The sequence below is a fragment of the Paenibacillus sp. PastF-3 genome (assembly GCF_029893135.1).
Classification (GTDB): Bacteria; Bacillota; Bacilli; order Paenibacillales; family Paenibacillaceae; genus Paenibacillus_AQ; species Paenibacillus_AQ nitricinens.
Window position 1 is genome coordinate 90,902 of record NZ_JARXWM010000016.1, and the last position, 12,536, is coordinate 103,437.

Consider the following 12,536-nt stretch of genomic DNA (forward strand, 5'->3'; position numbering starts at 1 on the left):
TAAGCTCCATCCGTTAAAATAAAAAAAAGCCGCTTTATCAGCAGCATGTTGAATGTTTATGATTGTAGGGGTCATCTGGTATAATTTGATGAAAATAAGAGATAGGAGCTCCCTATGACACCATTTACAGAACAAGTGATTCGTATCATACAATCTATACCTGAAGGAAAAGTGATGACTTACGGAGGCGTTGCTCGTGCGGCAGGAAGCCCAAGAGGAGCAAGGCAGGTGGTTCGTATCCTCCACTCCATGAGTAGAAAATATAAACTTCCCTGGCATCGGGTTATCAACGCCAAAGGAATGATCGCCTTGACTGAAGATGAATCCAACTCCCTCCAGAAGCTTTATTTGCAGGAGGAAGGGATTATTTTTAATGAAAAAGGTGTGGTAGATCTGAAGCAATACCAATTTGATCCGGAATTTATGGGTTAACCACGTATACGCTTGGCGTCCCTTCCTTTTTCACGGGTTCCAAGACCATTTAACAAACAGTACATCGTAGCGTAGATGACCAGCAATACAAACGCAATGAACAAGCTAAAAAATACCGACTGTCGATTCAAGCTGTCCATAACCAGCTGGTACAACTGATGCCGGTCCGTCAGTACGTCCCAGCTATTCAGCCTGTAGACTCTGCCAAGCAGGACCCCATACCCCCCAAGTACACATGCTGCGAGTACGAATATCCAAGAGAAGAGCAGGCTGCTTTTGCGGTAAACAACCGTCTGGAACTGGTATAAAGAGAAGAATCCAGTCAACCAGCCGCTCCAAGTGAACAATAAGAGGGTAGCCAGATCATACCAATACCGATTCTGAATGGTGCCATCCACGATATATCTGCTTTTTCTTATCGTTAGATGCACCAGATCCGTCATGAGATAAGGCGCGTTCGGAAAGAACAGCAGCCAAGCGACGCCTAGCGGAACAAGCAGCAAGCCACCTATCTTCCTTTTATCCAGTTCATAAGCAGCCATAGAGAACAGGAACGGTATCCAAGCCAGGAATAAATTCCAGAGTAAAAATGCATAAAATGAATCCGTCTGTAGTGACACTACACGATATACGGCCAATGTCGCCACAGACAGACCTGCCAAGAGCATAAACACCTTCGGATAATTCAATTCCTTCATGAGCTTATATTCTCCTTATCGAGATAGTTTACATTTAACTTATACCCAATTGTACAAATTTGGCATTCTCAAGTCCAATCTGCGGGAAATATAAGGATAATGTATAGTGTGAAACTTATACTTTCTTATATTTAAATAGAAAAAACCGGACGCAGAAACGTCCGGGCTGACTCTTATCTATTTAACTCAAAGACCACTATTTAGTTCAGGTGCAATTACAGGGTTCTTACGCCCTTTCAGACCGCGCATACTTCCCGCCTCTTCCAGGCTGGAGAACGCTGTACACTCCCTAAAAGCGGCATGGCTACATCCAATACACTTGCTGTAATCGATGCTGTTAAGTGCGTCATTAATTGCTTCCCCGGTGCGCGGATAAAACTGAGCCTCTCCTATGGTACTATACAGTCCAGTTCTCTTGAGTAGCTCAAGCGGCTGTGGCTGAATACCTGAGATCATAAGCTTCCCTCCAACGGCTTGTAAATGCCGCACCAGCTCTGCTAAATTGGATTCTCCGGTAGTATCCATGAAGGGTACTTTTCCCATCCGCATTAATATAATTCTAGGCTGATCTGAACCATAGCTTGGCATAGTGTCATCGAATCGATAAGCAGCGCCAAAAAAGAGCGGACCTTCTACCGTGTAAATTCCAATTTGCGGACAATCATGACTCTCCGTAACCATATGTGCCTCTACCTTAACGGACTTCGGATCAGGCAGTACTTTGGCTACCAAATGAACCTCTCCCATTCGTTTCACAAACAGAATAACCGCAAGAATTAACCCCACCTCTACAGCCAGCGTTAAATCTGCAAATATCGTTAACAAGAAGGTGATGAATAACACCAAGGAATCGCCGGTCTTGATCTTAAGCAGATGAAGGAACTCTTTGCGCTCACTCATATTCCAAGCTACTACCATTAAGATAGGTGCCATCGCAGCTAAAGGAATACTGGAAGCATAGGGTGCGAGCAACAGGAGAATTAGAAACACCACCACACCGTGAACGATCCCCGAGATCGGAGAAACAGCGCCACTCTTGATGTTCGTCGCTGTTCTAGCAATTGCTCCTGTCGCTGGTATGCCTCCGAACAAGGGAGCAGCAATATTGGCGATTCCCTGACCGATCAACTCTCGGTTACTATTATGGCGGCTACCTGTCATTCCATCCGCTACAACAGCGGATAACAATGACTCAATAGCACCTAGCATTGCAATGATAAATGCCGGACGAATGAGCAGGGTAATTCGTTCCCAAGTAATGTCCGGAAATCGAAAGCTTGGTAAGGTATTAGGGATATCTCCGTAAGCAGAGCCAATCGTAGTCACTTTACCGCTAAAGAATAACGCAGCAATCACAGTCGCGCACAGAAGACCTACCAATGATCCAGGCACCTTCGGCGCGAATCGAATCGCTAGGATAACGACGGCAAGACAAATCACGGCGGTCAGGATACTGTATCCATTCATCGTCGATAGATGAATCCCTATTTCTTTCATGTTATTTACAAAGCTCTCATGCCGTTCTATATTCCTTAATCCAAGGAAATTTGCAATCTGCCCGGTGAAGATAATGACCGCTATCCCTGCTGTGAAACCAATCGTTACTGGCCTCGGAATAAACTTAATCAATACACCCAGCTTTAATAATCCCATGAGAACTAGAATAACCCCTGCCATCATCCCAGCAATAAGCAAGTTCTCATAGCCATACTCCATCGCAATGGCAAACAAGATAGGAATAAAAGCACCTGTCGGTCCACCAATCTGAAATTTTGATCCTCCGAACAATGAAATACATATTCCGGCAACGATTGTCGTGTAAATGCCATACTCGGGTTTCACTCCGGATGCAATAGCAAATGCCATCCCCAAAGGAATGGCAATCACACCAACGATTGTTCCCGAAATCAAATCCTTACGAAATGCATTCATGTTGTAGCCTTTATATCGGCCCCACCCTGTCATAATCAAACCTTCTTTTCTTTAAATATCTGATTATTTGAATATAAGAAGAACATTACTCTAGGACGCAACTGTTGTCAACGCCAAAATAATGTTATTCCTTTATTCTCCGCGCATACCTTCGAGCAATGAAATGGTACTCACCAGATGGTTATCAAATATTTGTTTAGCTACGACCAGAAGATCTTTAATCAGAGGATCACGTAACGAATAGATCACAGTGGTACCTTCTTTTACACTGGCTACTACATTCTTAGCGCGTAAAACAGCTAACTGCTGGGATACTGCAGAACCTTCCGATCCTAGAATGGCTTGTAGCTCATTCACATTCTTCTCACCTTCGCTGAGCAGTTCCAGTATACGAATTCGCATCGGATGAGCCAGCGCCTTGAAGAATTCGGTCTTAAATTGCTGAATTTCGGTGTTCATAGACTTCTACTCCTCATAGCTTACTTCTGAATCTAATGTTATCTTTGTATGTTATCTTAGTCCCTGATAAGCGTCAAATACTCAAGGGGTAGATGCTCACATTACGAACTTGCACTTCTACAAACACACCAAGCGCCATAGGCTCACCGAGACACTCGAACATTAGTAAACTTTCACCTATTCGCAAAAATCCTGTCCCGTCTTCTTCAATATTCTCCAGCACACCGGTAAAAACAACCTTATCTCCCTCTAACCTAATATTGAACTCACTAGCAGGTACAGGTAGAATATCCACCCATCTCATCAGCAGCTCCGAAAGCTCGAATTCCACATCTGTTTCCGTATCTGGCTCCACAGGAGCACCGCACCAGATCCCCTTACCCTCGCCAAACTCCGTGCGAAAGAATACCTCGTCCTTTTTCAAGCCAAGCTTTGTAATTTTAATTTTCATAGCTATTATTCCACCTTGATCATTTATAACGATCATTATACATGACAATGAACGGATATTATCAAGTGTAATTCTGGGTAACCTTGTTCAGATAAGTACTAGGATGCAGCCAAGGATGCTTAAAGAACTCATTTTTCTTCGTGATTCTCCGTGAGACACCCAGATCATAATCGATCATAGACTTTATCCGCTCTGCGAAGGCCTCCCCTTTCACCAGCATTCCCAGCTCAAAATCGTGGCAGGCGCTTCTCTCGTTGATGTTGTAGGAGCCATGAAATACCGCCTTTGATCTATGGTCATAGGCTATTTTCCAATGTGAAAACCGGCCTGTGAAGCTATAATCATAAAAGGAAACCCCATTGATAAACGGCTTATACATATTGCCTCGTACCGCCGCAGAATTGGTAGGATGATCATTAACCTTCAGCGGATTGCAGATGCTCAGATGACAGGAACAGTCTGGCCCCAGCTCCCCCAGCCGATCCCAGAACTCTTGATCAATCAAATAAGGATTTACAATTATTGTCTCCTCCGTCGCATAGGTAATTAAATTCAAGTAATATTGCTGAATGAAGTTCACTGGATTGCCCGGAAAGCTTGCAAACAGCGTACATTCTTCCTCTCCAAAATGATAATCTACATTCGGCTGGTAGAAGGCATCCTCCACGTCAAAAAAATCACCTCCCAGAAGCAACCAACGGGAATGAAACTTAGCATTTAAAGACTGCGCCGCCGCGCCACGAATCCGGAAGCAGCCATCATGCCACTCCTCTTTTTTACTAGGAATCCCCTGCAGTTGTCCTTCTATACTGACCGCAGATGATGCCTGAACAGGCGTCATGTATGTGTACTGATCCCCAATGTTCAGACTGCCAATAATAGAGGTTACCCCATCAATGACCATAAACTTCCGATGATCAATGACATTCAGTCCAGTGATCTCTACGTCCTCTTGTACTTTATCCTGTAAGAACAGGATGCTTTCCGGTACACCTTGCTGCTCCAGCACCTTCCGCTTCACACGCCATTCTACGGCTGTATAATACGAATTGAAGGTATCCAGCAGTTTAGCTCCTGCATTCTCAAGCCTTTCAGAAATCTTGGAGAATTGGCCAAACGCCAGATTATTCTCATACCCTAATGCTGTCAGCGTGTAATTGACCATGATCCGTACCTTCACCCCCCGTTTAAGAGCGTGAAATAATTCATCTGCAACCAGATTGCCTGAACGGTCATTAAAGAAGAGCATCACGGACAGGTGAATATAATGCTGTGCCTTCTTTATTTCTTCTATGATCATCCCAAGGCACGCAGGTCCATTCACGTAAGGATCTACTTGGTTATTCCATGTGGTTTGTGGGGCTAGAACTGTTAGTTTGTCTGAATCTAGTCTGCCTAATGCTTCAGTAAGATGCCCCAGCAATCTTGGGCTAAAGCCAGGAACCTGGAATAGCTGTTGACCCTCGGTAATAACTCCGCCAATGGACTGACGATATGCTTTGGCCGCCTCTAAGTCGATCTCCTTTAGCGTACATTCCGCCTCTTCTCCAGCTTCGCCCAAAATCCGGACAAGTGAACCGCCTGATAAGTAATAGTTCAAGATGTCGATCATATTTTTCTGTATTTCCATATGTAAGATCCCCTATCTTTATTGTGAGTACACATGTATCAAGGTAAGGTTAGATACCCTTGAACTCCTCTTTATAAACGGGGAATATAAAAAACAGGAATGCCCGTAGCCATTATGGCTATGGAACATCCCTGTTTAAGATCAACCAGGATTTACTAAGAATCGAGATAACTTATTTCACTTGCTCTGCGCTAAACACTTTTACGTCTAGTGGTGCAGCCAAGAATTCACCAGCTTTAGCTGAGAACGCGGTAAAATGAGGGCTCGTGTTGTGGCTGGATACGGCCTCAGCGTCGCGCCAAGTCTCCACCATAATAAATGAGTTTGCTTCTCCAGCATTCTCATACAGCTCGTAAGAGAGATTTCCTTCTTCAGTATGAGTAGCCGTGAGAAGTGTTTTAGACTCCGCCAAAAACTGCTCGCGACGTTCCGGATTTACTTTAAGCACAGCATGAATAATGATCATTGTATTTTCCTCCTAAGGTGTAATTTATTATTTCCACTCAGCAATCTTATCAATAGGCAAACGGACAGATGGATAGCCTGCATCAACAGCCTTACCGATGGAAAGCAGCATTACAGGAACATAGCGGTCTTTCTCCATGCCAAACGCTTCTGCGATTTGATCTTTTTCATAACCGCCAATTGGGTTTGTATCGTAACCATGTGCACGGGCAACCAGCATCAACTGCATCGCAACAAGAGCACCATCGATGAGCACAGTGTCTTTGTTAACTTCATGTGGCAGGGTAGCAAAGTGAGCAGCTAATCTAGTCAATTGGTTTTCTTTTACTTCAGCAGGCATTAGTCCACGTTCAACAGCTGTGCCATAAATCTCCTCTGCATAGTCGAAATTGTTCAAATCACCGAAGATGGCAATCATAGCGGCAGAGGTTTCAACTTGTACACCATTAAAGCGAGCAAGAGGCGCTAGTGTAGCTTTAGCTTCATCACTTTCGATGACAAGAAAACGCCAAGGCTGCATGTTCACTGAGGAAGGTGCAAGCGTAGCTTCGGTAAGAATCTGTGTCATCTCTTCTTTGCTGATCTTAACGGATGGATCATATTTGCGGATAGAGCGGCGACCCGTAATAATTTCTTTAAAATCATTGGTTTGTGTTTGTGTAGCGTTCATATGTGTATTTCTCCTTTGAATGTGTAATTTGGGTAGTTACAGTTACAACAGATTGATATTAGATTGCAGGCGATTAAGCATATCTATGAGCACTTTTCGCTCCTGATCGTTAAATCCAGTTAGCAGAGTAGCGACAAATCGCCTCTTCTCTTCGCTATATTGAATCATTCTTTCCCGCCCTTGATCCGTCAGTGAGACCAATGTAACCCTGTTATCTGCGGGGTTGTTGCGGCGAGTGATCGTACCACTCTCTTCCATTCCTTTCAAGTGCCGGGTAACGGCGGCCGCATCTATATCCATGCCCTTTTGCAGCGTAATTTGGCTGACTTCATCTACTTGGAATAATTCATGCAGGAGGCGAAGCCGTGTGGGACTAATCCCAGCACATCGTTCGAATTTCGGACAGATTCCCTTGTTTAATGCCTGCAGCAGTTCAAATATGCGGTCTTCCTCAGGATAGTGCTCCGTCAAAATATACCTCCTTCTTTAATTTGATTGCATACAATTGTTTTGTATAAAATTATACTAACTGATAATCATTGACCCGTCAACTAATATATCAAATCATTTTTTACAAATCAACATTGCTTATCCTCTTATGGTGCTATAGTCTTGAACAAAAAGGAGGCATCCTATGAGAATCTCCCTGATTCAGCTGGATATAGCATTTGGCAATCCCGATGTGAATTATGCTGCTGCAGCAAATAAAATTAGTGAAGCTGCCGCCACAGCCCCCGACTGTCTTATTCTCCCTGAGCTTTGGACCACTGGCTATGATCTGGCCCGACTAGAAGATATTGGCGATCCAGAAGGAGAAATCACCAAGGAATTCATCTCCGGCTTATCCAGACAATACAACGTCAATATCGTCGCTGGTTCAGTCGCTAGCAGGAACGCCTCCGGTGTAACTAATCGTATGTTTGTATTTAACCGATCTGGAGAACTCGTTGGCGAATACAGTAAGCTGCATTTATTTCAGCTAATGGATGAACATCTATATTTGCAGCCGGGAGAAGACAAGGGTCTCTTCACATTGGAGGGCACATTATGTGCCGGATTAATCTGTTATGATATCCGATTTCCAGAATGGGTTCGCGCTCATACCGCACAAGGTGCAGAAATCTTGTTTGTTAGTGCAGAATGGCCATTATCCAGGCTATCACATTGGCGTGCACTACTGATCAGCCGAGCAATCGAGAACCAATGTTATGTAGTAGCCTGCAACCGTGCAGGAAGCGACCCTTACAACACCTTTGCTGGGCATTCTATGATCATTGATCCTTGGGGAGATATTTTATGTGAAGCTGCTGAAGGGGAAAAAATCCTAACGGGGGATATCGATTTACATATGGTGCGTGAAATTCGAGCACAAATCCCTATTTTTGCAGACAGACGTCCCGACTTATATGATTAAAAAGGACGTAACAGATGCTGGCCTCTCGCCAGCTTTCTGTTACGTCCTTTTTAACGATGCTCAATATCCATTTATCTTTGGGCATAACGTTCATGCAGGACTCGCGCAGCATCCAGAACACGCCGATCTTCATAGTCCAAGAAATATCCGGTCTCCTGCTGTAGCCTGTCAGAGGATTTAAGCACCACTCCACGGTGGGCTAATGCTTGTCTAATGCCTTCGGCAAATACTTCAGTAGCATTCGGTCCACCTAGTTCACCAAGCCCAGCGATCGTCTCTGGACGAACCCGTGGATAAGATAATGCTGAGTCTCCTCCTGAGGCTTGCTCATAGAATTTATGAATGAGCTCACCACGTTCCTGTCCCGAACCCGAAACCACTACAAATGCATGCACGAAATAGGCATTATTTTGTCTGCGCTGAGCAATGCCGCAAAATTTTCGCCCACCGATCGCCAAATCGAAGTCCCCCGGGCAGTAAGAACCAACAATTTCACCAGCCTGAATTTGAGCAGCAGCCTGTGGATGACTCATAGCAACTGCCTCAGTGATCAGAGAAGCCAGAAGCCTAAAGTCATCATGAAAGTCCAGCTTTCCGCGTCCTTTGGGGAGAACTAGCGAAACATTAACAATTCCATCATCCAGAGGCACCGCAGCACCACCGGAATGTCTTACCGCTGTACGAATTCCTTGCTGCTCTAACTTAGCCATCGCTTGAGCCGCGTACGGAAGCTTGCTGTCCCGTAGGCCGAGCACCACACCCCCGGAATGACTCCATAGGTGCAGACTAGGAGGAACAAGTCCCGATCCGACATCCCTGCAAAGGGTCTCTTCAAAGGCGAACGGGATCAGCATCTCCCCGATGTCCCCTGCTTCCTCATCTATACTGTCATTCTTTAAGATTAGATGCTGGAAAAGTCCCATTTCTGCAGGAAGTCCGATGACTTCTTTACTTCTATCAACAGATCCATTGATCATTCCATCGTACTCCCGAGTATCCACCAATTCCCCTCTTTCCCGTATTATCTGTGATATTGTAATCGATCTGCCTCGCTAGTGCGAAATCAGAATTGAAATGAGGTTATGATAACGCTATCCTTATAGTATACGAACATGCCCCAGCTCGAATAGGGGTTAGCCTTAGGTTCATGCTATACACAACGTTAAGGAGTGATGCCGCATGACAGTGGAAGTGATGAAGGAACGACAGTTAACCAAGACAAGACAATGGGAACAGGCACTTAACCTGCTGTATATTGATTTCTGGGATTACTGCCATGATGCACTTAGCAAATTCGATGACGAGGATATTCATCAAGCAAGAGTGAACTGCCGCAAGCTGTTAACACTGCTATCCATTCTCGACCCTGGCCATACTCTAGGGCTATACCCCTTATTTGAAAAAGCCCAAAAGCGATTAGGCAAGGTCAGAGATGCAGACGTTCTGATCGAATCGTTCAAGACTAAACGCAAACACGCCAAGGAAAACGGCGATACAAAGACCGCAGAATTGTTGAAGGCAGTGATCTACCACCAAAAGGACAAGCGCAAAACTTATCGTAAGAAGCTGGCCGATGAGCTGCCTAAGCTAATCAATGAAGATCTGGATGAGAAGTGGAAAGTCTTCCTAAGTGAACAGCTTGAGGCCCTGGTAGCGAAAAAAGATGCCAATGTTGTCATGCGCGAACTTGAGGTAGCTTACGAGCAGAAGAAAAAAGCTTGCAAGGTTATATTTCGTGGACAAGATGCCGAATCTGAAGCAGCCTTCGACGCACTGCATGAGCTGAGGATGGCTGCTAAGGAACTGCGATATACGGCTAGTGCAGCCTCTTTTGCGTTAAATCAAAAATTTCATGCCCATGAGGAAATATATAAGCAGATCCAAGACCAGCTCGGGCTAATTAACGATAAACGCCTCTGGTTAGAAACACTAAACACTATTGGACGTGAAGAACTCGATATCGGCAAAAAAACATGGAATACCTTTACTGAACAATTAAAAACCGAAGTACTTGATGCGCTGCATCAAAATGATGTAATACCTGTCACCCATCACATGAAATAGCTCTGAATTGTCTGCAACCTTTCTATTCAGCTGTTGTATCTGACGCACCGTATTCTTCAATATTCAGGTTTACTTCATAGGTAATCGGAATTTTGCTGAAGGTTTCGTCCCAGTTAGCCTTGACGCTCCGCCATACGGCTGGATGCTGATTATGTAGGCTGGTGCCGAAACCGGCAGCTTCGGTATGCAGTTCCTTCTGCATTTTTGTTACAGTAGCTTGCACCATTTCCAGGACACGCTTCTGCAACAAGGCTTTATCCTTCTTTACAATTCCGTCATGTAATTTCTTTGGCTTTTCGGCAAAGACCTCAGCATATCTACCTGTAGATTTTATTTTCACATTAAAAGAAATCTGACCATTGTTCACATTCGCTTTGATTTTGCTATGCATGGATTTCACCTCATAGGTTAAGAGATTATTGTTATCCGGATCATACGTTTTAAGCACTCCTCCCAGCCCCTTTCCGGTCAGCCAGGCCATCCCCTCCAGCTCCGACTCATCCAAAAAGCCAACAAGTTTTCCCGTTCCGCCGTTGAATACACCCGCTCCTGATAGCTTTGTCTCCTGATCAATAGGGATAACATTTTGCAATAAGAAACTTTTCTTTGCTTGCAAAGGCCCAACTACTTTTGCCAGAGATACCGGCTCCCAAATCCCCATATTCCGGTCTCTGTTATTGAATATGCCTTCAAGTACAAAAGCAGGCGTCTGACCCGGCAGTGCATTTTCCAATACATCTTTGGCCATTCCTTTGCTGACAAATAACATAACACTCGGACGGATATCATTATCCCGAGTAAAGAAATCTATGATTTTAGTAAGGTTATTGGAACGAGCAAGCTTTTCACTGATTATAATGACCTTCAGATGATGGCCAATCGGAGTGCGTCTAGTACGCAGCGAAAGCTGCCGCATCGCTTCAAAGATAGAATCGCTGGTTTCACTCATATTATAGTAATTCTTAAAGGAGGATGAACTGGCAGAAGACTTCATGATCGCCCCTCCTGATCCTTGTGGAATCGTAAATTGATAGGTACTTATTATTTTTTCAGGCTTCTTATGATTTCCACCCTCCGGCTTCGCTGCCTCCTCGCCTCCTGGTTCCTCAGCACTGTCCAGTGCAACACCAATCTGCATGTTTAATTCCTCGATCGGTGTGCTGCTCCAGCAGCCTGATAACAGCGAACATGCGATTGAGAGTACAACCCACAACCTCCATTTTTTCATGAAGCAGCCCTCCGGAAGTATGTGATAATTAACAATGGCAACGGAAGCAATCCGAATAGAATAAGCATACAATCACCGATACCTGTTCCTAAAGCAAACAGAGCATTCACATTTGGTGGAATTCTAGAAATTACATAGACAACCGGAAGTATCGCCAACAAACAACCTTTAAAGTTTTTATGAATGACTTGAGACAACCCTAAAGACGCTGCATAAATGGCAATACAAAAGGTACAGAAGATCTGCATAATCCAGATCACCAACAACAACGACTCAAATCTTTCAAAAATGAGATAATTCACCTCAAAACTTCTTACAAGATCGAGAAACGGCCAGGTTCTTGTGATCACTCCATCTATTGAAAAAGCCCCTATGGTCGCTACAACAGCTAGGGTATAAAATATCGTCGAGATACAGGTCCCAGCAATGATTACCTTTACTGCTTTTTGAGGTTTGTCCATAAAAGCAACAATGAACAGCATTGCTTCTCCAGCTGTAAAGGTTAGGATGGTTGGTCTGATCCCTTTCCACACAGGCTCCAATCCATCTCCAAGTATTGGTAGAAGGTTGTTGAGGTCAAAAACTTCAAAACTAAGCAGACAAACCCCAATAAATACTGTCCAGGTGATTGGAACAATGAGTCTGCACATACTAGTGATCGCATTAATTCCTCCTCTGCATAAATAGAAGGCAATCCACATAAAAGCAGCCACAATCGCCCAAGGAGGTGTACCTTCCAGTAGAAAAAAAGAGGTTACCTCCTGCACCGAACGTATCTCAAAGCCGGCGATACTGATAAAATAACCCACGACTCCTATAGTAAGAACTATTCCGAGTGGTTTGCCGATAATCTTCCCAATATATTGAAAAAAAGTTTGACCTGGAAACCGTTGGCTAAGCTTCACAATAATCAATCCTGACAAAAAAGAGATTACTCCCCCTAACAAAATACTTATCCATACATCTGGACTGCCACTGGCCTCTACAATGGTCCGAGGAAGCGTAAGTACCCCTGCCGCAATCGTATAATTGGCTAGAATGATCGTCGCTTGAATAGCAGTTATTCGGTCCTTTACCTCGGCGCTCATGTACT

The 12,536-nt window shown here is 44.3% G+C and carries 14 protein-coding genes; 3 read left to right on the plus strand and 11 right to left on the minus strand.

Annotated features, from left to right (window positions below):
- Window positions 1-114: 114 nt before the first annotated feature.
- Window positions 115-432: an MGMT family protein gene (locus M2444_RS25670; RefSeq protein ID WP_280788356.1), complete on the plus strand. Its 318-nt coding sequence runs from the start codon at window positions 115-117 to the stop codon at window positions 430-432.
- Here the strand turns inward: M2444_RS25670 and M2444_RS25675 are convergent.
- The 8 genes from M2444_RS25675 to M2444_RS25710 form a co-directional block, all read right to left on the minus strand.
- Window positions 429-1,130 carry a DUF1361 domain-containing protein gene (locus M2444_RS25675; RefSeq protein WP_094878259.1) on the minus strand — a complete coding sequence of 234 codons (702 nt, stop codon included), beginning with the start codon at window positions 1,128-1,130 and terminating at the stop codon, window positions 429-431. The genes M2444_RS25670 and M2444_RS25675 overlap by 4 nt on opposite strands.
- Before the next feature lie 186 nt (window positions 1,131-1,316).
- Complete coding sequence (locus M2444_RS25680) at window positions 1,317-3,095, minus strand: SulP family inorganic anion transporter (RefSeq protein ID WP_280788357.1); 1,779 nt, start codon at window positions 3,093-3,095, stop codon at window positions 1,317-1,319.
- 99 nt (window positions 3,096-3,194) lie between these two features.
- Entirely contained in the window at window positions 3,195-3,521 is a 327-nt protein-coding gene (locus M2444_RS25685) for an ArsR/SmtB family transcription factor (protein ID WP_094877466.1), read from the minus strand.
- 73 nt (window positions 3,522-3,594) lie between these two features.
- Entirely contained in the window at window positions 3,595-3,972 is a 378-nt protein-coding gene (locus tag M2444_RS25690) for a hypothetical protein (RefSeq protein ID WP_094877467.1), read from the minus strand.
- 61 nt (window positions 3,973-4,033) lie between these two features.
- A complete protein-coding gene (locus tag M2444_RS25695) occupies window positions 4,034-5,602 on the minus strand; it encodes a phospholipase D-like domain-containing protein (RefSeq protein WP_280788358.1) in 1,569 nt (522 codons plus the stop codon).
- A 172-nt stretch (window positions 5,603-5,774) separates the two neighbouring features.
- Window positions 5,775-6,068 (minus strand): putative quinol monooxygenase, encoded by a 294-nt coding sequence (locus M2444_RS25700; protein WP_094873564.1) that lies wholly within the window; start codon window positions 6,066-6,068, stop codon window positions 5,775-5,777.
- A gap of 27 nt (window positions 6,069-6,095) precedes the next feature.
- Window positions 6,096-6,737 (minus strand): nitroreductase family protein, encoded by a 642-nt coding sequence (locus tag M2444_RS25705; RefSeq protein WP_094873562.1) that lies wholly within the window; start codon window positions 6,735-6,737, stop codon window positions 6,096-6,098.
- A 42-nt stretch (window positions 6,738-6,779) separates the two neighbouring features.
- Window positions 6,780-7,208, minus strand: a complete 429-nt coding sequence (locus M2444_RS25710) for a MarR family winged helix-turn-helix transcriptional regulator (RefSeq protein WP_094873560.1) — start codon at window positions 7,206-7,208, stop codon at window positions 6,780-6,782.
- 163 nt (window positions 7,209-7,371) lie between these two features.
- Here M2444_RS25710 and M2444_RS25715 point away from each other — a divergent pair, with 163 nt between their 5' ends.
- Window positions 7,372-8,151: a carbon-nitrogen family hydrolase gene (locus tag M2444_RS25715; RefSeq protein ID WP_094873558.1), complete on the plus strand. Its 780-nt coding sequence runs from the start codon at window positions 7,372-7,374 to the stop codon at window positions 8,149-8,151.
- Window positions 8,152-8,222: 71 nt separating this feature from the next.
- On the opposite strand, the gene M2444_RS25720 is transcribed toward M2444_RS25715, so the two are convergent.
- Entirely contained in the window at window positions 8,223-9,152 is a 930-nt protein-coding gene (locus M2444_RS25720; RefSeq protein ID WP_280788359.1) for a lipoate--protein ligase family protein, read from the minus strand.
- Window positions 9,153-9,330: 178 nt separating this feature from the next.
- Between M2444_RS25720 and M2444_RS25725 the strand changes: the two genes are divergently transcribed.
- Complete coding sequence (locus M2444_RS25725; protein WP_280788360.1) at window positions 9,331-10,215, plus strand: CHAD domain-containing protein; 885 nt, start codon at window positions 9,331-9,333, stop codon at window positions 10,213-10,215.
- 22 nt (window positions 10,216-10,237) lie between these two features.
- Here the strand turns inward: M2444_RS25725 and M2444_RS25730 are convergent, their stop codons facing one another.
- On the minus strand, window positions 10,238-11,443 hold the full coding sequence (locus M2444_RS25730) for a Ger(x)C family spore germination protein (protein ID WP_094873552.1): 1,206 nt from the start codon (window positions 11,441-11,443) through the stop codon (window positions 10,238-10,240).
- A complete protein-coding gene (locus tag M2444_RS25735; RefSeq protein ID WP_094873550.1) occupies window positions 11,440-12,531 on the minus strand; it encodes a GerAB/ArcD/ProY family transporter in 1,092 nt (363 codons plus the stop codon). The genes M2444_RS25730 and M2444_RS25735 overlap by 4 nt, the downstream gene beginning before the upstream one ends.
- Between the last annotated feature and the right edge of the window lie 5 nt (window positions 12,532-12,536).